This is a genomic window from Ruegeria sp. AM4 (assembly GCF_056540665.1).
Window position 1 is genome coordinate 24,332 of the sequence record NZ_JBQFXD010000006.1, and the last position, 25,510, is coordinate 49,841.

Sequence of the window (25,510 nt, forward strand, 5' to 3'; positions counted from 1 at the left end):
CCGCGCTCAGCCGGTTTCCTCCAGCACTTTGCGGGCCACGCGAAAACACTCCAACGCCTGTGGCACGCCGCAATAGATGCCGATGACGTGGATAATGGCGCGGATTTCATCGCTGGTGACTCCGTTGTTGATTGCGCCCCGGCAATGGATCTCCCATTCGTGCATTTTTCCCAACGCACCGATCATCGACAGGTTCATCATTGACCGCGTTTTGGCGTCGATCACATCGTCACCCCAGCCAAAGCCCCAGCACCAGGCGGTCATCGCCTCTTGAAATGGGCGCGTGAAATCGTCGGCGGCGGCCAGGTTTTTTTCGACGTATGCCGCGCCCAGCGTCGCCTTGCGCTGCTCTAGTCCTTTCAAGAACAGGTCTTCGTCAAATGTGCTCATGTGCCGGTCCTTCCGAGTTGCTCGTCAACAGCCTCACGCATCCATTTTTGCAGATGCATAACGGGGTGTTCCGAATTTACCCCGCCCTTGGGATCAATCACCAACGGGCCGGGTCGATACCCGCGCGAATGTAGGCCGCGCTGCACGGATTCAACCAAGCGGATATCCTCTTCCACCGTGGTTGCGCGATCCTGCGCCGCCAATTGCCGTATCTTTGGATCATCCACGCCGCCGACTGAGTACCAGCCGCGCCAGACGACCACATGATCCGCATCCACCGCGCGCCAGTGATAGGTGTTCAGCACATTGCCCGGATAGACCTGAAACGAGAACATCGGCCAGAGGAACCAGCTGGAATATTCGTCGAAATGCTCAAAGCCCGACTGAATGTCGTAGGTCATGTTCTCAAGGCTCTGGCATTCGGTCGTGTGACGCAGGCACATGCCCTGAGGCTGGATGTCGTAGGTTTCCGGCCTGACCACACCATTCGCGAAAGTCGGGTGGTTGAGCGAGCAGTGGTAACATTCCGAGTAATTCTCGACCGACACCTTCCAGTTGCACAGTTCCGGTATCTCGACCCATTCCAGTGGCTTCAGATCGGCCCAGTTGGGCACCCATTCCTCAAGCTCGGCGCGGGCGCGAGGGAACCAATCGTCCATAGGTGCCGCGTCTGGGTCCAGATTGACGAACACAAAACCCAGAAACTCTTCGCTGCGGACTTCGTTCAGACAGACGGACGACTTGTCGAACCCTTCAACAGCCTTCAGGTTTGGCCCGGCGCGCAGCTCACCGGTCAGTTCATAGGTCCAGGCGTGGTAGGGGCAGACCACGACGCGCGTGGTGCCGGTCCCCTCGACCAACTGATGCGCACGGTGCTGACAGACATTGTAGAACACGCGGATCTCGTCATCGCGCCCTCGGATGGCAAACAGATCCTGCCCGGCGACTTCAAAAGCCACGTATGCACCCGGCTCGGCAAGTTCCGAGGCGTGGCAGCCGAACTGCCACGTGCGCGCCAGCAGGCCGTCTGTTTCCATGCGAAAGATGGCGGGATCAGTGTAATACCGGGCTGCGAGAGATTGAATGGGGGCTGTCACGAGTCCTCCGCGTGGTAAAGGCCAAGCTGATGGCGACGTTTGTGAAAGGTCTCGACCCGTTCGACGATCTCATCGCTGGCGACGGCGATCACGAAGGACAGCAGCGTTTCCAGCAGGGCAACTGTGCTGACCGAAGATGGGAAAAATTGTGGCGTGTCTGCTGAGATGACAAAGCCATGGTCAGCCGCGCGCAGGATCGGGCTGGCAGGGCTGTCAGAGAGGCCTACGACCTTCAACCCCTGCTCGCGCGCGACCTGCACGGCCTCGACCACCTCATTGCGATAAGGCTTGCAGGTCATGGCAATCAGTACGTCACGCTTGTCCGCCCATGCCAGATCATCGATCGGGTTTGATCCGGGGCGCGGGATCGCGTGGAACTGCACCATCCCGGTCGATGCCAGATAGACAAAGTTCCGCGCGTTCGAGTTGTTCACGCCCACGCCCAGCACGAACACATTGCGTGAGTTCCAGATGTCCTCAGCCGCTGCTTTCAACTGCTCGGACGAGATATTGGCAAAGGTTTCCTCGACATTGCGCAGGGCGTCCTGAACCATATCGGCATAAAGCCCGCCCATATTGCCGGACTTGCGAATGTCCTGAAGCCAGCGCGCGCGGTCGGGGAAATCAGCCTGACCGCGCCGGATTGCCTCGCGGAAGGGTACGCGGAAATCTTCATACCCTTCAAACCCCACCTGCCGCGCCATGCGGACGATGGTGTTGGGTTTCACATTCGCTGCTTCGGCGATTTCGCGCACGGTCGAAACCCCCACATCGCGCGGGTTTTCCAGCACATAGGTCGCGGCTTTGCGCGCCTCGGGCGTCAGCTCGGACAGTTCATCCGCCAGCCGTTCGAGAATCGTATTTGATACATTTGTCCCATTCATGATTGACGATGGTACTTTTGTTTGCTTACGCTGTCGAGACAAAATCGACTCAGAGGATTGATCCGATGGCATCTGATTTCCCGACCCACGCACGCGTGGTTATTGTGGGTGGCGGAGTGATGGGCGTGGGCCTTGCCTACCACCTTGGGCACGAAGGCTGGGGCGCAGACACTGTGCTGCTGGAAAAGGCCGAACTGACCAGCGGCAGCACATGGCACGCGGCGGGGCAGATCACCCATTCGACATCCAGCTTTGGTCTGGGCAAATGCGTCGATTACAATATCGGGCTCTATTCCGGTGCTTTAGAAGCCGAGACCGGGCAGGCCGTAACATGGCATGGCTGCGGCTCATTTCGGCTGGCCTATACCGAGGATGAGATGGACTGGCTGCGCCACACCCTGTCGGTGGGCCGCTCTCTGGGCTTCAACATAGACCTGGTCGGCCCGGATCGCGTGGCCGAGTTGCATCCGTTCTATAATCTGGATGGTGTGTTGGGCGCGTTGCACACGCCTGATGATGGTCATGTGGACCCAACCAATGTGACCATGGCAATGGCTGCAGGCGCCCGGCAGAAAGGCGTTCGCATCATCCGGCAGTGTCAGGCGACAAACATCACGCAGTCCGAAACCGGCGAATGGGTGGTCGAGACGCCAAATGGCACGATCACCTGCGAGCATGTGGTCAACGCGGGCGGCACCTATGCCCGGCAGATGGGCGAATGGTCGGGCCTGCAACTGCCGATGACGTCGATGACGCACCATTACTTCGTCACCGAACCAGTGCCTGAATTCGAGGCTCTGGACAAGGAACTGCCGGTGATCCGCGACGACAAGAAGGTGTCGGGCTATATCCGGATGGAACAAAAGCGCGGCCTGATCGGGATTTACGAGAAAGAAAACCCCAGTTCCGTCTGGCACGATCATTGCCCGTGGGATTACGAGAACTGGCTGTTCGATGCCGATTACGACCGGGTGATGCCGTGGCTCGAGGAAAGCCTGAACCGTATGCCGATCTTTGCGGAGCTGGGCATTCAGCGAGAGGTACACGGCGCGATCAGCCATCCGCCGGACGGCAACCCGCTGATCGGGCCTGCGCCGGGCGTGCGGAACTACTGGTGCTGCTGCGGTACGCAGATCGGGATCGGCTGGGGGCCGGGTCTGACGCGCGAACTGGCGCGTTGGATGGTGCATGGGGCCGCGGACATCTCGATGCGCGAATTTGATCCGCGCCGGTTTGGCAGCTATGCCACGAAGGACTGGCAGGTGATCAAGGCCGAGGAGGACTATTGCCTGCGTCACGAAATCCCCTTCCCGCATTTCAACCGGCTGGCAGGACGCCCCATCAAGCCGTCCCCATTACATGAATTGCTGAAATCCAAGGGTGCGGTGCATGAGGAAGTCTACGGCTTTGAACGCCCGCGCTGGTTCGCCCGCGATGGCGTGGCGCAGCAGGATCACTATTCCTTTCGCCGAACGCCAACCGACGACATGGTCGCGCACGAGGTCAAAGCGGTGCGCGAACGGGTTGGCATCATGGACGTCACAGCCTTCACCAAGGTCGAGGTCTCTGGCAAAGGTGCCTATGACCTGCTGGACCGTTTGACCGCGAACCGGATGCCGCAGAAGGATGGCTCGATTACGCTGACCCACATGTTGAACCGCAGGGGTCGGATCGAGTTGGAAACGACCATCGTGCGCATGGCGCAGGATCGATACTACCTCGTATGCGCCGCGTTTTTCGAACAGCGCCTTTTGGATCATCTGGCACAGCAGCGTAACGAAGAAGATGTCACGATCACCGCCCTTTCCGCCGATTGGTCGGCGCTGTCGCTGAACGGGCCGAGGTCGCGTGACGTCCTAGGCGCTTGCACCGATGCGGACCTCAGCAATGCCGGTTTCCGATGGCTCTCGGCCCAACAGATCAAGATCGCCGGGCATGATGTCTGGGCCTTCCGCATGTCCTATGCCGGTGAGCTTGGCTGGGAACTGCATATGCCCAACGCCGCTTGTGTGGACGTCTACAATGCACTCTGGACTGCAGGTGAGGCACATGGGATTGCCGATTACGGGAGCTTTGCCATGAATGCCATGCGGATGGAGAAAGGCTTTAAAGGGGCCGGAGAATTGACCAATGAGGTGACACTCGCCGAGGCCGACGTGCTGCGCTTTGCCAGAACCGACAAGGATTATCTGGGCAAGGACAAGACCCTGAACACCGACCTGCCGTGGGTCTGCGCCTATCTCGAAATCGAACCGGACGGAAAGGTCGACGGCCATGGCGGCGAGGCGGTGTTGTTCGAAGGTCGCGTTGTCGGCTCGACCGCGTCTGTCGCTTATGGCCACAGCGTCGGCAAAATCCTTGCATTCGCCTATATCAAACCCGAGGCTGCCGTTGCGGGGACCAAGCTGGAGGTCATCATCCACGGAACGCCGAGGGCCGCAAAGGTCCTGGCTGAACCGGCCTACGACCCCGAAAGCCGCCTGCCTCGAACCGACGCTGTCATGGAGCCTGCACAATGACATTACCCGAAACAATGAAGGCCATGGTTACGATGGGCCACGGCGATCTGGACCAGATGGTGTGGCATGAGGATTGGCCACGCCCGACCCCCGGACCGGATGAAGTCCTGATCCGCGTCAAAGCCTGTGGGTTGAACAACACTGATGTTAACACGCGGTCGGGCTGGTACTCGAAAACCGTCAGTGACGCGACAACCGGTGGCGCGTTCGAAACCGTGGGTCAGGATGATCCCACCTGGGGCGGCGCGCCTTTGGTTTTCCCGCGCATTCAGGGCGCCGATGTCTGCGGCGAAATCGTCGGCGTCGGGCAGAATGTCGATGCCTCTCGTGTCGGTGAACGGGTGATCACCGAAGGCTGGCTGCGCGACGCCGATGACCCGCTAAATAAGGACAAGACGGGCTATTTCGGTTCGGAACGCGATGGCGGGTTTGCGGAATTCACCACGACCCCCGCGCGCAACGCAATTGCCGTCAACTCGCCACTGTCGGATGCCGAGCTTGCGACTTTCTCCTGTTCGTACTCCACGGCTGAGGGCATGCTGACACGTGCGCGTGTAGCTGCCGCCGACACGGTGCTGGTCCCAGGTGCCTCCGGCGGTGTTGGCGGGGCTTTGGTGCAATTGGCGAAACGCCGTGGTGCGCGCGTTATTGCGATGGCATCGGAAGCCAAACACGACGATGTGGCCAAACTGAGCCCGGACCGGATCATCCCCCGCGCCCCGAAAGACCTGCGTCAGTTGCTGGCTGACGAAAAGGTAACCGTTGTCGCCGATGTGGTCGGCGGGCCGGCCTGGGGCGATCTGATCGACGTCCTTGAACGCGGTGGGCGCTATACCTGTTCAGGCGCGATTGCGGGACCTATGGTCGAGTTTGATCTGCGCACGTTTTACCTGCGCGATCTGACCTTCACCGGCTCTACCGTCATAGATCCGGAAGTTATGCGAAACCTTGTGAAATACATCGAAGCGGGGGAAATACAGCCTGTGCTGGCGGCGACATACCCGCTGGACCAGCTGCGCGAGGCGCAGGCCGCATTCATTGCCAAGCAACACACGGGCAATATCGTGGTGATCCCATGACGCTGGATGATGTTCTGGAAGCCGCTCGTCAATTGCATTCCGCGCATCCGGATCTGGCGGCTTTCGCGGACTGGCCCACGGATCTGTCGCATGGCGGGCTGGACCCGGAACCGATTCCGGCCGTGGACCAGATCCGCAATCTGGCACTCCTCGGGTCACGGTTGACGCAAGATATGGTTTCCGCGGTGACCAGCACGGCCGAACTGGCCCAATGGAAAACAACCTATACCGAAGAGGAGGTCGGCGCGGATTTCCTGTCTCGGTATGGGTATTACGAACTTCTTGGCCCGACCGGCCACTTCCATTCGAACCAGTTGCGCGGCTATATCGCCTATTGGGGCGCGGGGCTAAGTTATGACTGGCACAGCCATCAGGCAGAGGAGTTGTATCTGACCCTTGCCGGCAGCGCGCTGTTCAAAACCGATGGGCAAGAGGTATTCGTTGGCGCCGAGGAAACGCGCCATCACGAAAGCTGGCAAAGCCACGCGATGGTGACCGGTGACCAACCCATCCTGACCTTTGTGTTATGGCGCGGAGAAGGCATGGATGATCTACCCAGAATGGACGCCGCATGAAGATCACGCGCATCCGCATCTTCCAGACCGGCCTGCCCTATGTCGGCGGCGCATATGTTTGGGGGGCCGGAAACGCAATTGAAACCGCGACCGCCTCGGTTGTCGTGATCGATACGGATGCGGGTCTTCAGGGATGTGGCGAATTCACGCCCTGTGGCGAAAACTACATGGTTGCGCATTCGCAGGGGGTACCTGCAATGGCCCGGCTTGTTGCCCCGTCGCTGTTGGGTGAGGACCCCCGGCAAGTTGCGCGGATCGAGCAGATTTTGGACCATCTTGTGCAGGGGCATGGATACGCCAAGGCACCATTCGACGCTGCCTGTTGGGACATTCTCGGCCAAGCCTGCGATCAACCGGTTTGGATGTTGCTTGGTGGCCAACTGACGGACGGGGCCCCGATGTATCGGGTCGCGCCGCAAAAATCGACAGATGAAACCATCGCCGAAATGAACACCTACAGGGATCAGGGCTATCGCCAGTTCCAGATCAAGGTTGGCGGAGACTGGGCCAGCGATATCGACCGCATTCGCGATACCGTGCCGCTGCTGAATCCCGAAGAAAAGGCAATGGCCGACGCCAACCAGGGCTGGCGCGTAGATAACGCGATCCGAGTGGCACGGGCGACGCGCGATCTGGACTTCATTCTGGAACAGCCCTGCCGCACTTATGAGGAATGCCAGCAGGTGCGCCGCGTGGCCGAGCAGCCGATGAAGTTGGACGAGTGCGTGACGGGTATGCACATGGCACAAAGGATCGTCGCGGATCGCGGTGCCGAGATTTGCTGTCTGAAAATCTCGAACCTGGGCGGCATCAGCAAGGCCAGGCGTGTACGCGACTTTCTGGTCGAAAACCGGATTCCGGTCGTCAGCGAAGACACCTGGGGCGGCGAGATCACCAGTTCTGTGGTCGCTCACTTTGCCGCCTCGACCCCGTCGGAGTATTTGCAGAACACGACCGATCTGATGAACTATAACGCCCGGTCGACAGGCACCGGCGGGCCCGTTGCGCGAGATGGCAAACTCTTTGCGCCTGACGTTCCCGGGTTGGGGGTCAAACCGGATTTCGCCAGCCTCGGCGCCCCTGTTTTGGAGTATGCGCAGTGAAGATCAAACGCCTGACTCTGTGGTCGGTGGACCTGACCAGCCTGGAAACCTACTACATGGCCGAGGGTAAGACCTGCGACACCGTCGAATCCCATGTGCTGTGCCTTGAAACCGATACCGGATTTGTTGGATGGGGCGAGGTCTGCCCGATCCCGCGCTATCTGCCTGCCTTCGCCAAGGGCGTGCCCAGCGCGGTACGCGAGATGGCCGAAGGGTTGCTGGGTGCAAGCCCGCTGGGGGTCGATGCGCTCATGCGGTCGCTGGATGCGCTGCTGCCCGGGCATGCCTATGCCAAGTCGGTCGTCGATATGGCGCTGTGGGACCTGTTCGGGCGCGCGACTGACCTGCCGCTCTATGCTTTGCTAGGGGGGCGCACGCAGCAGGACATGCCCGTCTATCATTCGATCACCTGCATCGCGCCGGACGAGATGGCGCGGATCGCCGCCACGGCTTACCAAAGCGGTGTGCGGCAGTTCCAGGTCAAGCTGGGCACCGACGGCGATTGGCAGGCGGATGCCGAGCGTTTGGCGAAAGTGCGCGAAGCTGTCGGCCCCGGCCCCTTGGTCTACGGCGACTGGAACTGCGGTGCGTCGCGCCTGCACGCCACACGCACCGGGCGCGCCGTGGCGCATCTGGACATCATGCTGGAACAGCCCTGCAAGACGCTGGAAGACTGCGCCGCAGTTCGCCAAGCCACCGGCCTGCCGATGAAGATAGACGAAAACGCGCATGACATGGCCTCGCTGATGCGCGCGCATGAGTTGGGCTGTCTGGACGCGGTCGCGCTGAAGCTTTCCAAGTTTGGTGGCCTGTCGGCGATGCGTCGCGCCCGGGATCTGACGGTTCAACTGGGCGCTGAAATCTGTGCCGAATGCACCTGGGGCTCGGATATCGTCACTGCGGCGTCGCTGCATTTTGCCGCCTCGACCCCGCGAGGATCCTTGCTGAACACCTGTGATTTGTCCTCTTATGTGTCACCCCGCCTCTGCCCCGATGCGCCGAACCGTGAAAATGGCCGGATTGCGCCGCCTGAAGGGCCGGGGTTGGGTGTGACCCCAGACCCGGATATCCTTGGTTCCCCGATTTTGGAGATCGTGTGAGATGCTGAAAATCAATACCCAGTCCGAATGGATCGCCCGCGCACAAAAGGTTCTTCCCGCCGGAGGGTTCGGCAACTTCGACCCCGGTATCATCATTGCACGCGGCGAAGGCAGCCGCGTCTGGGACGAGGACGGGAATGAGTATATCGACTATCTGATCGGGTCGGGGCCGATGCTGCTGGGTCACGGCCACCCCGAGGTGATGGAGGCCGTGCTTGAACAGCTGCCCAAGGGCATGACCTTTTTTGCCAATAACAGCAAAGGTATCGAACTGGCCGAAGCCATCATCGAGGCCGTCCCGTGTTGTGAACAGGTGCGCTTCGTCGCTTCGGGTGGTGAGGCCGATATGTACGCGATCCGGCTGGCGCGCGCCTATACCGGGCGCGACAAGATCCTGAAGTTCGAAGGCGGGTATCACGGCATGTGCGCCGAAGCGCAGATGAGCCTTGCGCCTGCCAAACGGGTCAACTTCCCCCAGGCCGTGCCTGACAGCGCCGGAATCCCGCAGGGCGTTGCCGATCAGATGCTGATCGCACCCTATAACGATCTCGAGGCGGTTGCCGCCCTGCTTGCGGAAAACAAGGATGTGGCAGCGATCATCGTTGAACCCTTGCAACGGATCATCCCCCCTGAACCGGGCTATCTTCAGGGCCTGCGAGACCTTTGCGACCAGCACGGTGTTTTGCTGATCTTCGACGAAATCGTTACCGGATTCCGTTTGGCCTATGGCGGTGCGCAGGAACGCTATGGTGTGACACCGGACATCTGTACGCTGGGCAAGATCATCGGCGGAGGGTTCCCGCTCGCGGCCCTGGGCGCAAGCGCCGAGATCATGAAACATTTCGACAAGGATCAGGTCGGGGCCGACCATTGGCTGATGCAACTCGGCACCCTGTCCGGCAATCCCATCGCCGCTGCGGCCGGTCTGAAAACCATGGAGGTGCTGGCGCGCGACGGTACCTATGACCGTCTGCGATCGATTGGCCGCGCGTTACAGGACATGCAATCCAAGGCGCTGGACGAAGCAGGAATTGCGCACCGGATTTGCGGTGACGAAACGCTGTTCGATATCTATTTCACCCAGCAGCCTTGCCGCGACTATCGCAGCGCCATCCATGACGATCCCGCCCGGTCTGCGCGGTACAACGATGTTCTGCGGTCGAATGGGGTATTCAAGTCACCGGGCAAACTCTATCCCTCGCTTGCGATCACCGAGGCAGATCTTGCGCAGACGCGGTCTGCGGTCCAGCTTGCTGTAGAGGCATTGCGCGACACCTAGAGAAAGTCACGCTTACTGTTCGTCCTGAAGGATCAGCCGCGGGGCGTCGCGGACGACCTCGACGACGCGTTCGTCCGACCCCTTGGTCAGACGAACGGTCAGACGCCGGGCCATCTCGAACCGGTCAAAATAGGGAAACTCCATGACAGACGCAGCACTGATATCCTCGCACTGAACCACATAGTCGGCGTGGAACTCGGTGTGGGACTCTTCGGCTGCATCAGTCTGCTGCTGAAAGCCGTCACCGACCAAAGCGACATTGGCCGACACCGCGGCGCAGCCCGCCTCGGGCGGCAGCACAAACAGCTCAAGCGGTTTGGACAAGTCCGAAACAGCCGCCGCCACGCGCGCGCGATCAGCTTCGGTATCTGCGGCTTCTTCGAACCCCACGACATCCGCGCCGGGCACCTGCAACATCAGCGTGAACGCGGTTTCAGACATGTCGATGGATAAGCGCCCCGTTCCATGAGTATGCGCACCCGCTGACAGGGCCTGCTGCGCCATCACGGCGGATGGCAGGATACACAAGGCAATCACGGCACTCTTCATATACGCACCAATACTCGAACACATCTTGGTTAAGTCTAGTGCATTTGAGAATCCACGCAATGCGGAACCCTGCGCAGTTAGCCCCCTATATATGGGGGAGCAATTACCCGACAATAAAACTCAGGTTGACTTAACTGACAAATTCACTCAGATAACGGCATGCCCGTGCCCGCGCTGCCGCAGGCACGATTCCGGTTCCAACAGGAAAGATTAAAACTCATGACCAGATTTTTTGCAGCGACCAGCGCACTCACCCTGTGCATCGCCAGTGCCGCCGTCGCCGACGCCCCGTCCAAGGCCGATGTCATCGCAAACTATGCCAATATTGCCGAAGCCAAATATGATGACAGCCTGATTGCGGCGAAAACCCTGCAAGCAGCCGTCAACGCGCTGATCGATAACCCGTCAGACGCGACGCTCAACGCAGCCCGTGCAGCTTGGATCGCGGCGCGTGTGCCCTATCAACAGACCGAAGTATATCGCTTTGGCAACGCCATCGTCGACGATTGGGAAGGCAAAGTGAACGCGTGGCCGCTGGATGAAGGTCTGATCGACTATGTCGACGCCTCATACGGCGGGCCCAGCGATGAAAACGAATTTGCCGTTCTGAACGTGATCGCCAACCCCAGCTTTGACCTGTCGGGCGAAACCATTGACGCCATCGAAATCACTCCTGAGCTGCTGGCCGAAACTCTGCACGAGGCGGACGGGATCGAGGCCAATGTCGCCACCGGGTATCACGCGATCGAATTCCTTCTATGGGGTCAGGATCTGAACGGCCATGGTGCGGGCGCGGGCAATCGTCCGTGGACCGATTATGCGCAAGGGGACGACTGCACTGGCGGCAACTGCGACCGTCGCGCCCAGTACCTGAGCGCCGCGACCGATCTGTTGGTCAGCGATCTGGAGTGGATGGCAGACCAGTGGCAGGAAGGCGGTGAAGCACGCGCGGCACTGTCCGAAAACGAAGCCGCAGGCATCAGTGCCATGCTGACCGGCATGGGTTCGCTGTCCTATGGCGAGCAGGCCGGAGAACGCATGCGCCTGGGTCTGATGCTGAACGACCCCGAGGAAGAGCATGATTGCTTTGCCGACAACACCCATAACAGCCATTACTACGATGGTCTGGGCATTCAGAACGTTTATCTGGGCAGCTATACCCGCATCGACGGCACGCCAGTTTCGGGCGCATCGCTGTCTGATCTGGTGATCGCGGCAGACCCGACTCTGGATACCGAAATGAAGGCTAAGCTGGCCACCACCATGCAGGCTCTGGGTCGTCTTAAGTCGACCGCCGAAGCAGGCTTTGCCTATGACCAGATGCTGGAACGCGGCAATGCTGGCGGCGAAGCGCTGATCATGGGTGGCGTCGACGGTCTGGTTGACCAGACCAAGACGATCGAGCGGATCGTGACCACGCTGGAACTGGACCAGATCGAGTTCGAAGGCTCGGACAGCCTGGATAACCCCAACGCGGTATTCCACTAATTGGCCTAGGTGAAAGCGCTGGTTCCGGCGCTTTCGCCACCCTCCAACGCCGAATTATGTCTTCGCGCTGGACCCCAAACCAATAACCTACTATTTACGTAAGAAATATCAGAGCAGACTGAGTCGTCATGATCGTATGCCACTGCACCAATATCTCAGACCACGACATTCGCGCCGCAATCGACTGGATGCGGACTGCGGATCCGCAGACGATTATTACTCCGGGTAAGATCTACCATGCCCTTGGAAAATCAGCAGATTGTGGTAGCTGCATGCCACTGTTTCTAGACACGATGCGATCAGACGATAATCTTGAAGTCCCCATGCAGCTTCGGGCCCTACGCGCCGGAGCAACACAGGAGAATGCTGATGAAGGGCGATCCCAAAGTAATCGAATATCTCAACAAATCACTGCGGCATGAGCTGACAGCGGTTAGCCAGTACTGGTTGCACTACCGGCTGCAAGAGGATTGGGGCCTTGGCCATATGGCCAAGAAAAGCCGCGAGGAATCCATCGAAGAGATGGAGCATGCGGACAAACTGATCGAACGCATTATTTTCCTTGAGGGTCACCCAAACCTTCAGAAGCTTGACCCGTTGCGGATCGGCCAAACGCCGAAGGAAACACTCGAATGTGATCTGGCGGCCGAGATTGATGCCCGGGCCTTGTACAAGGAAGCACGGGAATACTGCCGCGAGGCAGGCGACTATGTCTCGATGGGGCTGTTCGAGAAATTGATGTCGGATGAAGAAAGCCATATCGATTTCCTAGAAACGCAGCTTGATCTGTATGAAAGGATTGGCGAAGCCAACTATGCCCAGCTCAACGCCTCGAAAATGGACGCCGAAGACTAGCGTTCACTTGCTTGCGGTGACCGCCCTTGCGGCCACCCCGTCCCTTGCGCATCAGCTTGCGGACCCGCACCTGAATACCCTTTCCCGTACCGACGAAGAACGCACCCGGATCGAGGCAGCAACCGCCGCACCTGATGATTTCTCGGTTGCGCAGAAATTCGAACAGCTTAGCGCCGGGGCCGCGACTGTGCGCGTGCGCAACGACGCGGATGCGTTTTCGCAACCGTCGGCCAATATCAGTTTTGAACAGGAATTGGACTTCCGGGTCGGCAACGGGTTGTTCAAGAAGATCTGGGTCTCTTCTCCGTCCTCGACCCTGGCCTCTGACGGGTTGGGCCCGTTGTATAACGCCCGATCCTGCCAGCGCTGCCATATCAAGGACGGACGTGGGCATACGCCGAACGGGCCGGACGACAACGCAATTTCGATGTTCCTGCGCGTCTCGGTTCCCGGCCTGCCAGACGATGCCCCGAGCGAAATCGCCGACTACATCGCGACCCGGCCTGAGCCAAACTATGGCAGCCAGATGCAGGATTTTGCGCTGGCAGGTCACCCAGCCGAATATCGTCTGGACATCAGCTATCAGGAAGTCCCGGTTGCGCTGTCGGGTGGAGAAACCGTGTCTCTCAGGCAGCCGACCTATGCCGCGACAGAGCTCGGGTATGGTCCGCTGCACCCCGACGCGATGCTGAGCCCACGCGTCGCGCCGCAAATGATTGGCCTTGGGCTGCTGGAATCGATCCCGGTCGACGACCTGCTGGCGCGGGCCGATCCGGATGATCTGGATGGCGACGGCATCTCGGGCCGGGCCAATATCGTCTGGTCGACCGAGTTCGATCAACCCATGATGGGGCGCTTCGGCCACAAGGCCGGGATGCCGACGGTGATGGAACAATCGGCTGCCGCTTTTGCGGGCGATATAGGCATATCGAACCCCTATTTCCCCGACCCGCACGGTGACTGCACCAAGGCTCAGTCCAACTGTGTTGACGCGCCGCATGGCGACAACGACGTGCGCGGCTTCGAGATTGATCAGACCGGTATGGAGCTTGTCGCCTTCTACAGCCGCAATCTGGGCGTCCCGGCCCGGCGCGACGTGGACGACCCGCAGGTTCTGCGCGGGAAAGAAGTGTTTCACTCCACGGGCTGCGCCTCTTGCCACACCCCGGCCCATGTCACGCACCGGATGCCCGACCGGCCCGAGCACAGTTTTCAGCTGATTTGGCCTTACACCGACTTGCTGCTGCATGACATGGGCGAAGGCCTTGCAGACAACCGCCCCGAAGCCCGCGCGACAGGCCGCGAATGGCGCACGCCTCCTTTGTGGGGAATTGGCCTGACTGAACGAGTCTCGGGCCATACTCAATTTTTGCACGACGGTCGCGCCCGTTCACTGCTTGAAGCCATTCTTTGGCACGGGGGCGAAGCACAAACTGCCCGGGATGCCGTTGTTGCCCTGCCAAAAGCCGACCGCGATGCCCTTGTTCGATTTCTGGAGAGCCTCTGAGCTATGCGTTATCTGAGTTTTGTTGCGGCATTGGCGCCGCCTCTTGTCGCCTTTGCCCAGGATCGCGCACCGATCCTGATTGATATCACCCAATCCCATATCCTGCCCGGCTATGCGCGCCTGGTTGAAAATACTCAGGTACTCAACGAAACGGCACGTGCGGAATGCACACCGGGCTCCGAGGCCTTGCGCGCCGCCTATGGGGACGCGTTCGACGATTGGATTTCGGTCAGCCACCTGCGGTTTGGCCCGTCCGAGGTCGATGACCGCGCCTTTTCGCTTGCCTTCTGGCCCGACACCAAAGGTTTTACGCCAAAGGCGCTTTCCAATCTGATCGCGGATGAAGATGCCGCCGTTCGGAACCCAAGCGCCTTTGCTGAAACCTCGGTCGCGGGCCGAGGTTTCTTTGCGCTGGAGCAAATGCTCTACGATCCCACGTTTGGCGATCAAGGCAGCGCCGAATACCGCTGTGCCCTGATCCGGGCCATCGCGGCGGATATTGACGTGAACGCCCGAGCCATCGGCGCGGATTGGCAGACCTACGCGCAGCACCTGACGCAACCGGGCGGCGACAGCCCCTATCGCTCGACGGATGAGGCGATGCAGGAGCTGTTCAAAGCACTATCGACGGGGCTGGAGTTCACCGCCGACACACGGATCGGTCGCCCGTTGGGCAGTTTCGACCGGCCGCGCCCCAAGCGGGCTGAAGCCCGCCGATCGGCCCGGTCATTGCGCCATGTCGAGCTATCCCTGATTGCGCTGCGCGAACTGGCCCTGGGGCTGTCCGTTGACCACCCCGAGATCCAGGGGGATTTCGAAGCTGCCTTTGATCGCGCCTCTAAACGGGCGCAGAGCTTGGATGATCCGGATTTCTCGGGCGTCTCTACCCCTCAGGGGCGGATTCGGGTCGAGGCTTTGCAACAGTCCACTTCGGACATTCGCCAGATTGCCACGACCCGGCTGGGTCCCGCTTTGGGGATCGGTGCAGGTTTCAATTCGCTGGATGGGGACTAGCGCGATGACCAGTCGTCGCCAGTTCCTGACCTGCCTTGCTGCGGCCAGTCTGAGCCCCGTTTCCGGATGGTCGGCGGTCGGTGCGCCGGATTTTCTGGCAGCGGCTCTTTTTCCGGACGGCTCATACCGGATGGTGGGCCTGACTGCAGCGGGTCAGATCACGTTTGCGCGGCCGTTGCCCGGCAGAGGTCACGCTGCCGCTGCGCATCCACATCACGCCCAAGCGGTCGCCTTTGCCCGCCGTCCCGGCACTTTTGCCCTGATCATCGACTGTGCGACCGGTGCCGAAATCGCGCGCCTCGAGGCACCACAAGGGCACCATTTTTATGGTCACGGAAGCTTCTCGGCCGATGGCACTCTGTTGTTTACAACAGAAAACCGCTTCGAGCGCGGCCAAGGGATGATCGGCATCTGGGACGTGGCCAAGGGGTATGCGCGGCTCGGGGAATTCTCTTCGGGCGGGATTGGTCCGCACGATTTGCTGTTGATGCCCGACGGTGCGTCGCTGGCGATTGCAAATGGCGGGATCGAAACTCACCCGGACTCTGGCCGATCCAAGTTGAACCTGCCGACCATGCGCCCCAACCTGATCTATTGCGACTTGACCGGGTCGGTGCTGGAACAGGTGGAGCTGTCTGGCCGATTGCACAAGAACTCCATCCGCCATCTGGCGGTGCGCAAGGACGGGTTGATCGCCTTTGCGATGCAGTGGCAAGGCAGCACGTCGCAACATCCGCCACTGCTAGGCCTGCACCGCCGTGGCAGCGTACCTGTTCTGCTGGCAGCGGGCAAGAAGGATCAGAGCATCCTTCAGGGCTATGCCGGAAGCGTCGCCTTTTCGCCGGACGGGCAGGCGGTCGCGATAACCTGCCCGCGCGGCAATGCCCTGCACAGGTTTGATGTCCAAAGCGGCGCATTCAAGGGTGCATTTGATCTGGAAGACGTCTGCGGGCTAGCGACCGGCCCGGCAGGGCTGGTTTATACCACTGGAACTGGTCAGGTCGGGCAACTGAGCGAGGCGCAAGCCAAGGTGACAGCCCTGACAGAATGCAAATGGGACAATCATCTGGTCCGGATAAACGCCAGTGGATAACAATCTATCTCGGGGACATCTGCCTGACCTGAAGTTTCTGAGCCTTGGCTGGCCTCAGGCCGGGGTCGCCGTTGCCCTGCGTTTTCGCAGCAAAGGCCGCCCGGCTATCATCAGAAACAGTGCAGACAGAACAATCCCAAGCACTGACGGAAGATACAGCAAGGACCAAAGCTTTGGATCCGCGATCACGACGGGCGAGATCATTCCGCGAAACCCTTCGAGTAACACCAGCAACGTGAAGGCGACAAATATCTGCGGCCAGAGGCCAAAGCGCGAGAAACTGCCCAGCATCAGGGCAGAATACCCGACAAGCGCCACCGCGATATTGATGGCTATCCAGGAAAACCGCTGATGCAGCTCGTCGACCAGTTCGCCCTCGGTATGTCTTTCCTCTTTGGTCACCTTGTCACGATTACTCAACAGTTCGGATGTCGGGATCGCCTCGAGGCTGCGTCGCCCCATCTTGGTGTCGTCGGTCATGTTCGAGATGTCATAAGTCGCGTCCTGAAACAAGGTTGACGACATCCGGTTACCGTTCCGATCCAATCGCAGCGCAATCCCGTCCACCATGACCAGATTGACGCCGCTACCAGAGTTCACCAGGTACGCTGTGGCGCTGGAGTAGCTGGCCGGGTTCTCATTGTCGCGCCCGTCGGAAACAAAGACCTCGTGCAGCGTGCCGTCCAGATCCACCCGCCCGATATAGACGGTCACGCCGGGCGTGGGATGCATAAATTCGCCTTCGTTCAACAACTGTGCGGTGACGTCGCCCGCGACCTCGGCTTGTCGCCGCTCAAGCTGATCCAGCGAGGCAGGGCGCAGGAAAACGCTGATAACCGCCATCATAAGACCGGCGCAAAGGCCAAAGGCAAAAACCGCGCGCCCAAGCCGCCAAGGGCTGGATCCCGTCGCCAACATCACTGTCAGTTCACTTTCGCGGCTCAACCGGTTGGTTGCGTAAACCGCCGCTGCAAACACGGCCATTGGCATCACCGTGCGGATCAGCGTCGGCAGGGTCAGGGCCGTGAACTCCAGAAACACCAGCGCCGACTGACCGCCGCTGATCACCCGATCAAACAGGCTGACGGAACGAGTGATCCAGAAAACGCCAACCAGGACAAGCGTGAAGAAACCGAACAGGATCAGCAGTTGCCGCAGGAAATACCCATCGAATCGCGACATGTGACCTCTTTTCCGGCGGCTTGTGACGTGCGGCGACTTTAGGCCATTCAAAAGGCGGGGGAAACCGCGAATAGCACGGAAGCTGTCGTGTAACGCGCGTCAGGCATTGCCGCAGTGACACTCGGCAACCAACGCGCTTGATCTTCGCTTTTGTTGAAAAGGTAGGCGCACTAGGGCAGCGCGGACAAGGCGCTTGAGTTTCAGCGCGACAGGCTTGCTCAGGCGCCCGAAATCAACACGCTTGCGGCACCAATGAATCCGGCCACCGCGACAGAGCTTGCCGCCAATATGACTACGATTTCAAAAATGCTGAGTTTCATCTTGATCCCCGCTCGATTGGTTCGAACGGCATAGAACAACTTCTTTGCGCCGCAAACCGGGGTATTGCTTACGTAGCGGAAACTTGCTGCGAGGATGGCGTGTATTCGCGCAAATACTGCATTGCAGAACTCATGACCGCCTGCCCGTGCGAATTTGATGCTTGACCTGTTGCAGGTCTGCACTCCCATGGCACATCACCGACCTCGACGGGGTTACTTTCCCCCGCGACCTCGGCCCCGAGCCAGCCCCTGCCGTGAGTCTCGCAGGCCGCGCAGCATTTTCGGGGAATCAGCAGCGACGACCCCTGTTTCGCGTCAAACCTATGCCTAGTGGAGCCGGCTTAGATGTCTTCCAAAATGTGAGCGCCGCGCCAAAGGACAACATGACCTAGTTTTCGAACACCTTCGATGCCGAATTCTTGGACGAGATTGCCCTGACAATTCCGCCATGGCGTCCTGCAACCAGAACCCATTCAACGCTCTCTCGATCACCGCTTATGCTTTCTTCTCGGCCGGGGGTGCGGATGTCTCGGCCAGCAGCTTTGCCATCCACATAAAGTTACGCAGCCAATTGCTCTTGCTTGCGCCGACCGATTTGTGGTGCCTCACCAAAAGCTGCACATAACTCATTCGCTGCAAAGCGCTGTGTAACTGGCCAAACCTTTTTTGGAAGACTGGCAGGGGCAGCAGGGTTCGAACCCGCGACCTACGGTTTTGGAGACCGTCGCTCTACCAACTGAGCTATACCCCTGTGGTGCGCCCTCAGATATGCCAGCCGCGCAGCGGACTCAAGAGGCTTTTTTCAGAATCGGTCGCGCGGCGCAAAAGGACAAAACCATTGCGCCCGACGTCAGGTTCAGTAAGACATGCCTCGCCCGGTACAAAGGACAAAGCAGTGAGCCTCCGCAAGAAAATCGCCGACAGCGAAGCCGTTCTGAACTGGGTTGCCCGCCGCATCGCGTCCTATATTCGAATGGTGAATCGCAACACGCGTTGGCAGCGGATCGGGTATGAAGAGTTGGACCGGCTGGTCGAACAGGGCGAGCCAATCATTGTCGTCCTGTGGCATCAGCGCCTGGCGCAATCGCCGTATTTCTTTCCGTTGGAAAAGGGGCGTATCTGTTCGATTACCTCTTCGGCGCGCGCTGGCAGCATGGTGGGACGGGTACAACGCCTGTTTGGGATGGACACGATCGCCATGGCCAGCAAAAAGCGCCACGTGGCGCTGTCGCGCGAAGTGCTGGGCAAGATGAAGCAGGGGATATCGATCGGCATCGCCGCCGACGGACCGCGCGGGCCTGAGCGTGTGCTCTCGACGGTACCGCTGGTCTGGGCCCGTGCCTCGGGCAAGCGCGTGTTCGGGATTACCTTTTCCGCCCGCCATGGCCGCGAAGCCGGGACTTGGGATCGCCTGTTGATGCCACGCCCCTGGCGAAACCAAGGCGTCTTTCTATGCCGCGAATGGACCGAAACAGTTCCGCGTAAGGCCAGCGAGGACCAGACCGAAAGCCTGCGGCTTAGCCTTGAACAGCATATGAATGAAATCACGGCTGAGGCAGACGAGATGGTCGGGCGCGCGCCCTGGAAGCCCAAGAGCTAAACCTGGGCAAAACGAAAAGCCCCGCCATCGAAAAACGGCAGGGCCTAGGTTTTAAGTTCCGAGCCGGGCGTCAGTCTGCACCAAAGGACCCGATGTGGCTAACTCCACCCGCACCAGCCGCCTGAAATGTCCCGCCAACTTCTTCGGCATTCGGCCCGTAGAATCTGCCGTCTGCGGTGCCGCTGGTCCCGGTGCCAGCGATGTTGGCGCGGAAGGTATTTCCAGAAACATCGCCAGATCCTGAAAAGTCCAGGTTGGCCGCGTTTACGTTGGTGCCATCGGACAGCCGGGAAGCCACGGTGCCCGAGCTGGTGATTGTTGCGGTGCGGAAATTGGTTGTAACGTCGACTTCGGACGCGGTCAGATAACCATTCCCATCAGCAAGAATTGCAACGCCTGTGCTAACGCCTTCATAGCTTGCGTTCCGACCGGTCGGGATGTCGCTGGAACTCGTGCGATACCCGTAGGACCCGGCACCAGCAACTGCGACCGCCCGGTTGCGGTCTTCAAGCCAGATACCAAAAGTCTGGTGTTCAAACCGCGTTCTCGATGGATCGACCAATACCGCAGCATCGTTCAAATCCGGGGACTCGAACGCTAAAAGGACACCGCTGGAACTGCGAGTCAGTGAATCGCCTGAAGTTGAATCCAACGAAACACCCGATCCCGGCGCTCTGAAACGGGTTGCTACGATATCGCCGTCTTCGGTTGTCATTCTAAGAGTTGACGATTGCCGACTGGAAATGTTGGTCACGGTAGCACCGGTCACTTCGGCGGTGACTGCCTGCCCATCCAATTCGAGCGTTCCGTTTCGTGGCAAAGTGATCTCGCCAGTGGCGTTACTGCCGCCTCCCGAGGAGCCTCCGCTGCTGCTTGAACTACACGCACTTAATGAAAATCCAGTTATCAATGTAACGGCTAAAAGACTTATTTTCGTCGACATATCCCCTCCGACTGGTTTGAAATTCCAAGCCAAATTAATATTTGGCAAAGCGCGCACAAGTTAATTCCGAAATACAATCTGAGCGTGTCCGATCTGCCACATTGAACGCACTGCACAGCAGCGCTCTGTTCAATCCCAGAAACTCCACCTAAGAACGGCATTCATTGACCTGTTAAGCTTGGTGTACCCGCATTGTTTCGAATTCTGCTTCTGATTGCCTGCCTAATGGCGGCCTCCACATTTGGTCACAATGCATCGGCCCAAACCGAAATTGTCGCCAATCCCGAAACATCCGAACAGAGAATCGAGACCGTCTTTCTAAGCGGTTTGCGGGACATGCAGCTTGGGAACACGGATGCCGCGATCGAAAAGTTTTCGTCAATCCTTGCAGCAAACCCCAACCTTGTCCGCGTCCGGCTAGAACTTGGCCTTGCCTACTATCGCGCGCGACAATGGAACCGCGCGCGGAACGAGTTTTTCACCGCCCTGTCCGGTGATTTGCCTGATCCTGTTCGCGCCAAGGTTCTTGGTCTGATCCGCGATATCGACGCCCGTCGCGGGTTCGAATGGGATCTCAGCATCGGACTGACCGACGTAGGCGACCAAAGGGACTATGACACGGATGAGATTATTCTTGATTTCTCGGGCCTTAACCTGCCGTTTGTGTTGAACCGCGAGAAATCGAATGAGCTTGGCGTGCGCGTCACAGGATCTGCCAATTTTCGCAAGCCGCTGAACTGGAAACTGTTCGGTGCCGACACCGCCGCCTATGCCTCGGCATCGTTCGATGTGACCGAGGCCCGGACATCCCGATACGACGACTATATCTTCGGGGCGCGGTTCGGGGTGCGGGCATTTACACAGAACACGACAGCCTCTTTTGGTCCGCTCGTCTCGACCCGCCTGCTGGGCGGCAATGTTTATGAAAACCGGGTCGCGCTTCAGGCGGCAGTGGAACGGCGCAACCGGACCGGCGGTTCAATCTTTGCTCTGGTCAGCGGGACGAAACTGCACAACCCGACCTCAAGCCAGTTGGATGGGCACGAGTTTGACGCCGAGATCGGGTTGCGGCGCTCGTTTGGCGGCAAAGGGCTGATCGGCGCGAGTTTCTTCTACGAGGACAAGTCCACCGACGACAATTTCGAGAATTTCATACGCCAGCGTTTTACAATCTTTGGGCAAGTGGACATTCGCGGAGGCTTTACCCTCAGACCCGCCATATTCGCTGAGCACAAGAAATACAAAACCCCCAGCGTTTTGTTTACCGGCAACCCAAACGAGGACACCTGGGGCGCGAACCTAAGGGTCGAAAAGAACGATCTGTTCTTTGGAAATGGCTTTTCACCTTTCCTGATGCTCACTTACAAACGCACAAAATCCGGGATCGATGCGTTCAGCTATGCCGAATCCGGATTTGAGCTGGGCGTGGAAAGGCGATTTTAGCGACGAGGGCACACCGAATGGCCCGCGCCTAGTTCAACATGTGGTCGACAATCGCGTCCACCTCGGACTGAAGTGAGTCGCGCCGGTACTGAGTGCTGTCCGCAAAGACGCCAAAGCTTGCCGACGCCCTAAGCGTTTCGAATTCTCCGCGCTGACTGCTATCCAGCCGGACCGCCGAAACAGCGCAGTTCCCCACCAATTCTCGCAGCGCGGAGCAGATCTCCAAGGCGCGCCCAAAGGCGATGGCCCGGTTTTCCGGCGTGTTCCGCAAGTCGTGCTTATTGATAAGCTGCGCCCTAACCGACACAAGTTTGCCGTTGCTGACTGCCGAAGGATCTCCCAACTCATAACTTGGGACATAGTGCAATTGGCCTTTCAGCCGCGCCATACCGTCACGAGAAATGGTCGCGGTCGTTCCCGAAACATCGCATTTGACACCGAGGTGCTGCAGGACTTCGGGGCAGTATGCGATCAGTGTCCGGGGCGCGCGCGCACTGGCGTATAGCTCTCGGAACTCCGGGTCCGGCAACGCCTCGCCCGGTTGCATCAAATCCTCAAACGGCATTTCCACCGCATAAGATACGTAACGGTCGCGCGTCAGTTCGGTCGGGTTGAACATGCGGTTCAGGTTCTTGTTGCGCTTTAACCAAGCGATCAGGGGCGGTCCCTCGGTCAACTCGCCCAGAGCTTTGAAACCTTCGTCGTCACCGGCCTGAGCACGCGCCATTTCCCGGCTTATCTGGTAACCCCAATACATCGTCGGAAGGTACCAAACGGCCAACAACGCCAGAATCGCCAAAGTCAACGCGGTCCCGATTATTCTCATTGTTCGGCCCTCTCTTGCGGCGCGGGATCCAGCAGTCCGGGATCGCCGCCGACGGCGGCTGCCAACAACGCGTGATGTGCATTCTCGAACGCGTCATCGCCGATGACGGCAAAGTCGTTCTGGGAAACATAAGCATCGCGTCCAGCGAGACCGGCGTACTGGATCCTTTGCTCGGGAACCTCGCCCACCAGAACATGGGCCGCACTATGGGGGGCTATGACGTTGGTCGCAGCGGAAACACCCATTGTCGGTTCGTACCAGTCACCAAACGCCCGGTAGCCGGTATTGAAGCTGTAAATCTGGTTCTTGTAGAGGTCATTGCCATCATTGGCGTAGACTTGCGCAGGCCAATGTGGCTGCGGTTCGCGCCAGGGAGCTACCATACAGGGTTGCGGTTCATCATTTGCGCCAAATTCGAAATTGGTCACAAAGTCGCTGATTCTGATGGCTTCGAATGAAACGTCCGTTTCCGGAACGGCAAGCCCCGAATTCTCTCCAATCATCGCAACATGTGCCACCGTAACGCCCTGAGCCAGTTGCAGGTTCCAGATAACGTTCTGGCGAAAGCTTTGAAGAACCAGATAAACTGGTGCCGATGTGTCGGTGACAAAGACGTCTACTGCGAACATCCGCCCCCTGGCGCGGGAATCCAGCAAATAGGCCTTCGACGATGACGTCACCGCCTCGACATGATCCTCAAGTGCGTGTGCAATCGCCTCATTGGAAAAGACATGGGTTGTGGTGGGCAAGGTGCCCGTTTCCATCCGTACGTTGTAGACGACTTCGTCTGACCTGGGCTTTCTGAATGTACAGGTGTCGTTGACCAGAAAGGGTTTCAAAGACTGAGGGGCGCCAGGCTGGATGGTCGCGTCAAACCCATCTGCGATATCCGACACCGTCAATTCTCGGAGATCAACTGTTGCAACCCCAGGGCTTGGAATCACCCAGCCCTGATCCGTGATCTGCCTTGCGATCTCGGGTTGCTTGGCCTCTGCGACCGGCACGGGCGCATCGGTGGTTGAGGTCAGTTGCAACTGCGAACGGAAATTTTTCAGCTCCTTCAGCGCAAAAAATCCGCCAGCGCCTGCCGCAACGATCAACACCATCCAAATCGCGGCGTTTCGCGCACCCTGCCCTTTTGGGCGAGGCATCGGGTCATCCGGCTGGGTTTGGTGAGCCTGAGACGTGCCACCATGCTTTTCCTGAATACGTTGAATGCGCGCGGAAAAATCTTGTTTCTGCTTCGAATCGGTCATTATTTTTCTCTTCAAACGAAGTGGAACCTATGCGATCCAAACAACTTTGACGAGAAAGCTCAGTGCCGAAACTATTGTGTTTTCCGGACTTTGTTGCAGGAAATCCCGAGCTATCCCAAGCCACGCCACAGCCAAGACGCCATGCAACAAAAAAAGGGCACCCGTTGGGGTGCCCTTTCTGTCGCGTCATTCGCGGGTGCGAATTATTCGATGATTTTCGACACAACGCCGGCGCCGACGGTGCGGCCGCCTTCGCGGATCGCGAAACGCAGGCCGTTTTCCATCGCGATCGGTGCGATCAGCTCAACGCCGAACGACACGTTGTCGCCGGGCATGACCATCTCGGTGCCTTCGGCCAGGGTCACGGTGCCGGTCACGTCCGTGGTGCGGAAGTAGAACTGCGGACGGTAGTTCGCGAAGAACGGGGTGTGACGACCGCCTTCTTCCTTGGTCAGGATATAGGCTTCGGCTTCGAACTTGGTGTGCGGGGTAACCGAACCCGGCTTACACAGAACCTGGCCACGCTCAACGCCGTCACGATCCACACCACGCAGCAGGGCGCCGATGTTGTCGCCTGCTTCACCGCGGTCCAGCAGCTTGCGGAACATCTCAACACCGGTGCAGGTGGTTTTGCTGGTGTCGCGGATGCCGACGATTTCGATCTCGTCGCCAACGTTGATCACGCCACGCTCGACACGGCCGGTCACAACGGTACCACGGCCCGAGATCGAGAACACGTCTTCGATCGGCATCAGGAACGGCTGGTCAACAGCACGCTCGGGGGTGTCGATGTAGTCATCAACAGCCGCCATCAGTTCCTTGATCTTCTCTTCGCCGATTTCCGGGTTGTTGCCTTCCATCGCGGCCAGAGCCGATCCTGCGATGATCGGAATATCGTCGCCGGGGTATTCGTAGCTGGACAGCAGTTCGCGAACTTCCATCTCAACCAGTTCCAGCAGCTCTTCGTCGTCAACCTGATCCACTTTGTTCAGGAACACGACCATCTTCGGGATGCCAACCTGGCGGCCCAGCAGGATGTGCTCACGCGTCTGCGGCATCGGGCCGTCAGCAGCGTTCACAACCAGGATCGCGCCGTCCATCTGAGCGGCACCGGTGATCATGTTCTTGACGTAGTCGGCGTGGCCGGGGCAGTCAACGTGTGCGTAGTGGCGGTTGTCGGTCTCGTATTCCACGTGGGCGGTCGAGATGGTGATGCCGCGCGCTTTCTCTTCCGGCGCACCGTCAATCTGGTCATACGCTTTGAAGTCACCAAAATACTTGGTGATCGCTGCGGTCAGCGTCGTCTTGCCGTGGTCAACGTGGCCAATCGTGCCGATGTTGACGTGCGGTTTTGTACGCTCAAACTTTTCCTTTGCCATTCCTCAGGCGCCCTTTTGCGATTTGGGGG

The 25,510-nt window shown here is 59.1% G+C and carries 23 protein-coding genes and 1 tRNA gene; 14 read left to right on the forward strand and 10 right to left on the reverse strand.

Going from position 1 to position 25,510, the window contains the following annotated elements; genetic code table 11:
* Positions 1–6: 6 nt before the first annotated feature.
* From ACR0JA_RS12975 to ACR0JA_RS12985, 3 genes are read right to left on the reverse strand one after another with little or no spacing between them, the layout of a single operon-like run.
* On the reverse strand, positions 7–390 hold the full coding sequence (locus tag ACR0JA_RS12975; RefSeq protein WP_480575225.1) for a carboxymuconolactone decarboxylase family protein: 384 nt from the start codon (positions 388–390) through the stop codon (positions 7–9).
* Positions 387–1,487, reverse strand: coding sequence for an aromatic ring-hydroxylating oxygenase subunit alpha (locus ACR0JA_RS12980; protein ID WP_480575228.1), 1,101 nt, complete (start codon positions 1,485–1,487; stop codon positions 387–389). Before ACR0JA_RS12980 ends, ACR0JA_RS12975 begins: the two co-directional genes overlap by 4 nt.
* Positions 1,484–2,371, reverse strand: a complete 888-nt coding sequence (locus ACR0JA_RS12985; RefSeq protein WP_480575231.1) for a MurR/RpiR family transcriptional regulator — start codon at positions 2,369–2,371, stop codon at positions 1,484–1,486. The genes ACR0JA_RS12980 and ACR0JA_RS12985 overlap by 4 nt, the downstream gene beginning before the upstream one ends.
* Before the next feature lie 65 nt (positions 2,372–2,436).
* Between ACR0JA_RS12985 and ACR0JA_RS12990 the strand changes: the two genes are divergently transcribed.
* Genes ACR0JA_RS12990 through ACR0JA_RS13015 form a run of 6 tightly spaced genes read left to right on the forward strand, consistent with a single transcriptional unit; the run spans position 2,437 to position 10,026 of the window.
* Positions 2,437–4,890 (forward strand): FAD-dependent oxidoreductase, encoded by a 2,454-nt coding sequence (locus ACR0JA_RS12990; RefSeq protein WP_480575234.1) that lies wholly within the window; start codon positions 2,437–2,439, stop codon positions 4,888–4,890.
* Positions 4,887–5,969 (forward strand): alcohol dehydrogenase family protein, encoded by a 1,083-nt coding sequence (locus ACR0JA_RS12995; RefSeq protein ID WP_480575237.1) that lies wholly within the window; start codon positions 4,887–4,889, stop codon positions 5,967–5,969. The genes ACR0JA_RS12990 and ACR0JA_RS12995 overlap by 4 nt, the downstream gene beginning before the upstream one ends.
* Positions 5,966–6,544: a dimethylsulfonioproprionate lyase family protein gene (locus tag ACR0JA_RS13000; protein ID WP_480575240.1), complete on the forward strand. Its 579-nt coding sequence runs from the start codon at positions 5,966–5,968 to the stop codon at positions 6,542–6,544. The genes ACR0JA_RS12995 and ACR0JA_RS13000 overlap by 4 nt, the downstream gene beginning before the upstream one ends.
* Positions 6,541–7,647: a mandelate racemase/muconate lactonizing enzyme family protein gene (locus ACR0JA_RS13005; RefSeq protein WP_480575243.1), complete on the forward strand. Its 1,107-nt coding sequence runs from the start codon at positions 6,541–6,543 to the stop codon at positions 7,645–7,647. The genes ACR0JA_RS13000 and ACR0JA_RS13005 overlap by 4 nt, the downstream gene beginning before the upstream one ends.
* Positions 7,644–8,747: a mandelate racemase/muconate lactonizing enzyme family protein gene (locus ACR0JA_RS13010; protein WP_480575246.1), complete on the forward strand. Its 1,104-nt coding sequence runs from the start codon at positions 7,644–7,646 to the stop codon at positions 8,745–8,747. The genes ACR0JA_RS13005 and ACR0JA_RS13010 overlap by 4 nt, the downstream gene beginning before the upstream one ends.
* A gap of 1 nt (position 8,748) precedes the next feature.
* Complete coding sequence (locus tag ACR0JA_RS13015; protein ID WP_480575249.1) at positions 8,749–10,026, forward strand: aspartate aminotransferase family protein; 1,278 nt, start codon at positions 8,749–8,751, stop codon at positions 10,024–10,026.
* 12 nt (positions 10,027–10,038) lie between these two features.
* On the opposite strand, the gene ACR0JA_RS13020 is transcribed toward ACR0JA_RS13015, so the two are convergent.
* A complete protein-coding gene (locus ACR0JA_RS13020; RefSeq protein WP_480575252.1) occupies positions 10,039–10,575 on the reverse strand; it encodes a ZrgA family zinc uptake protein in 537 nt (178 codons plus the stop codon).
* Between the two features lie 219 nt (positions 10,576–10,794).
* On the opposite strand from ACR0JA_RS13020, the gene ACR0JA_RS13025 reads away from it, so the two are divergent.
* The 6 genes from ACR0JA_RS13025 (at position 10,795) to ACR0JA_RS13050 (ending at position 16,532) form a co-directional block, all read left to right on the forward strand.
* Positions 10,795–12,063: an imelysin family protein gene (locus tag ACR0JA_RS13025; protein ID WP_480575255.1), complete on the forward strand. Its 1,269-nt coding sequence runs from the start codon at positions 10,795–10,797 to the stop codon at positions 12,061–12,063.
* 128 nt (positions 12,064–12,191) lie between these two features.
* On the forward strand, positions 12,192–12,485 hold the full coding sequence (locus ACR0JA_RS13030; protein WP_480575258.1) for a (2Fe-2S)-binding protein: 294 nt from the start codon (positions 12,192–12,194) through the stop codon (positions 12,483–12,485).
* A complete protein-coding gene (bfr, locus tag ACR0JA_RS13035; protein WP_480575261.1) occupies positions 12,433–12,918 on the forward strand; it encodes a bacterioferritin in 486 nt (161 codons plus the stop codon). The genes ACR0JA_RS13030 and bfr overlap by 53 nt, the downstream gene beginning before the upstream one ends.
* Before the next feature lie 16 nt (positions 12,919–12,934).
* On the forward strand, positions 12,935–14,425 hold the full coding sequence (locus ACR0JA_RS13040; RefSeq protein WP_480575822.1) for a di-heme oxidoreductase family protein: 1,491 nt from the start codon (positions 12,935–12,937) through the stop codon (positions 14,423–14,425).
* Positions 14,426–14,428: 3 nt separating this feature from the next.
* Positions 14,429–15,439 carry an imelysin family protein gene (locus ACR0JA_RS13045; RefSeq protein WP_480575264.1) on the forward strand — a complete coding sequence of 337 codons (1,011 nt, stop codon included), beginning with the start codon at positions 14,429–14,431 and terminating at the stop codon, positions 15,437–15,439.
* Positions 15,440–15,443: 4 nt separating this feature from the next.
* Positions 15,444–16,532, forward strand: coding sequence for a DUF1513 domain-containing protein (locus tag ACR0JA_RS13050; protein WP_480575267.1), 1,089 nt, complete (start codon positions 15,444–15,446; stop codon positions 16,530–16,532).
* Between the two features lie 54 nt (positions 16,533–16,586).
* Here ACR0JA_RS13050 and lptF read toward each other — a convergent pair whose 3' ends face one another.
* Entirely contained in the window at positions 16,587–17,714 is a 1,128-nt protein-coding gene (gene lptF, locus ACR0JA_RS13055; protein WP_480575270.1) for an LPS export ABC transporter permease LptF, read from the reverse strand.
* Positions 17,715–18,709: 995 nt separating this feature from the next.
* Positions 18,710–18,785: transfer RNA gene (locus ACR0JA_RS13060), tRNA-Trp, on the reverse strand.
* Between the two features lie 144 nt (positions 18,786–18,929).
* On the opposite strand from ACR0JA_RS13060, the gene ACR0JA_RS13065 reads away from it, so the two are divergent.
* Complete coding sequence (locus tag ACR0JA_RS13065) at positions 18,930–19,634, forward strand: lysophospholipid acyltransferase family protein (protein ID WP_480575273.1); 705 nt, start codon at positions 18,930–18,932, stop codon at positions 19,632–19,634.
* Positions 19,635–19,704: 70 nt separating this feature from the next.
* On the opposite strand, the gene ACR0JA_RS13070 is transcribed toward ACR0JA_RS13065, so the two are convergent.
* Entirely contained in the window at positions 19,705–20,454 is a 750-nt protein-coding gene (locus ACR0JA_RS13070; RefSeq protein ID WP_480575276.1) for a transferrin-binding protein-like solute binding protein, read from the reverse strand.
* 315 nt (positions 20,455–20,769) lie between these two features.
* Here ACR0JA_RS13070 and ACR0JA_RS13075 point away from each other — a divergent pair, with 315 nt between their 5' ends.
* On the forward strand, positions 20,770–22,020 hold the full coding sequence (locus tag ACR0JA_RS13075) for a surface lipoprotein assembly modifier (protein ID WP_480575279.1): 1,251 nt from the start codon (positions 20,770–20,772) through the stop codon (positions 22,018–22,020).
* A gap of 28 nt (positions 22,021–22,048) precedes the next feature.
* On the opposite strand, the gene ACR0JA_RS13080 is transcribed toward ACR0JA_RS13075, so the two are convergent.
* The 3 genes from ACR0JA_RS13080 to tuf all read right to left on the reverse strand — a co-directional run bounded on the left by ACR0JA_RS13080 (position 22,049) and on the right by tuf (position 25,481).
* Entirely contained in the window at positions 22,049–22,846 is a 798-nt protein-coding gene (locus ACR0JA_RS13080) for a hypothetical protein (RefSeq protein ID WP_480575282.1), read from the reverse strand.
* A complete protein-coding gene (locus ACR0JA_RS13085; protein WP_480575285.1) occupies positions 22,843–24,102 on the reverse strand; it encodes a hypothetical protein in 1,260 nt (419 codons plus the stop codon). Before ACR0JA_RS13085 ends, ACR0JA_RS13080 begins: the two co-directional genes overlap by 4 nt.
* 203 nt (positions 24,103–24,305) lie before the next feature.
* Positions 24,306–25,481 carry an elongation factor Tu gene (gene tuf, locus ACR0JA_RS13090; RefSeq protein ID WP_480575288.1) on the reverse strand — a complete coding sequence of 392 codons (1,176 nt, stop codon included), beginning with the start codon at positions 25,479–25,481 and terminating at the stop codon, positions 24,306–24,308.
* Positions 25,482–25,510: the final 29 nt, after the last annotated feature.

Excerpts from the sequence above, each read along its gene's own strand:
- ACR0JA_RS12975 (WP_480575225.1), bottom strand. The coding sequence starts at position 390 with ATGAGCACATTTGACGAAGACCTGTTCTTGAAAGGACTAGAGCAGCGC.
- ACR0JA_RS12985 (WP_480575231.1), bottom strand. The coding sequence starts at position 2,371 with ATGAATGGGACAAATGTATCAAATACGATTCTCGAACGGCTGGCGGAT.
- ACR0JA_RS12990 (WP_480575234.1), top strand. The coding sequence starts at position 2,437 with ATGGCATCTGATTTCCCGACCCACGCACGCGTGGTTATTGTGGGTGGC.
- ACR0JA_RS12995 (WP_480575237.1), top strand. The coding sequence starts at position 4,887 with ATGACATTACCCGAAACAATGAAGGCCATGGTTACGATGGGCCACGGC.
- ACR0JA_RS13000 (WP_480575240.1), top strand. The coding sequence starts at position 5,966 with ATGACGCTGGATGATGTTCTGGAAGCCGCTCGTCAATTGCATTCCGCG.
- ACR0JA_RS13005 (WP_480575243.1), top strand. The coding sequence starts at position 6,541 with ATGAAGATCACGCGCATCCGCATCTTCCAGACCGGCCTGCCCTATGTC.
- ACR0JA_RS13015 (WP_480575249.1), top strand. The coding sequence starts at position 8,749 with ATGCTGAAAATCAATACCCAGTCCGAATGGATCGCCCGCGCACAAAAG.
- ACR0JA_RS13020 (WP_480575252.1), bottom strand. The coding sequence starts at position 10,575 with ATGAAGAGTGCCGTGATTGCCTTGTGTATCCTGCCATCCGCCGTGATG.
- ACR0JA_RS13025 (WP_480575255.1), top strand. The coding sequence starts at position 10,795 with ATGACCAGATTTTTTGCAGCGACCAGCGCACTCACCCTGTGCATCGCC.
- ACR0JA_RS13030 (WP_480575258.1), top strand. The coding sequence starts at position 12,192 with ATGATCGTATGCCACTGCACCAATATCTCAGACCACGACATTCGCGCC.
- bfr (WP_480575261.1), top strand. The coding sequence starts at position 12,433 with ATGAAGGGCGATCCCAAAGTAATCGAATATCTCAACAAATCACTGCGG.
- ACR0JA_RS13045 (WP_480575264.1), top strand. The coding sequence starts at position 14,429 with ATGCGTTATCTGAGTTTTGTTGCGGCATTGGCGCCGCCTCTTGTCGCC.
- ACR0JA_RS13050 (WP_480575267.1), top strand. The coding sequence starts at position 15,444 with ATGACCAGTCGTCGCCAGTTCCTGACCTGCCTTGCTGCGGCCAGTCTG.
- lptF (WP_480575270.1), bottom strand. The coding sequence starts at position 17,714 with ATGTCGCGATTCGATGGGTATTTCCTGCGGCAACTGCTGATCCTGTTC.
- ACR0JA_RS13080 (WP_480575282.1), bottom strand. The coding sequence starts at position 22,846 with ATGAGAATAATCGGGACCGCGTTGACTTTGGCGATTCTGGCGTTGTTG.
- ACR0JA_RS13085 (WP_480575285.1), bottom strand. The coding sequence starts at position 24,102 with ATGACCGATTCGAAGCAGAAACAAGATTTTTCCGCGCGCATTCAACGT.
- tuf (WP_480575288.1), bottom strand. The coding sequence starts at position 25,481 with ATGGCAAAGGAAAAGTTTGAGCGTACAAAACCGCACGTCAACATCGGC.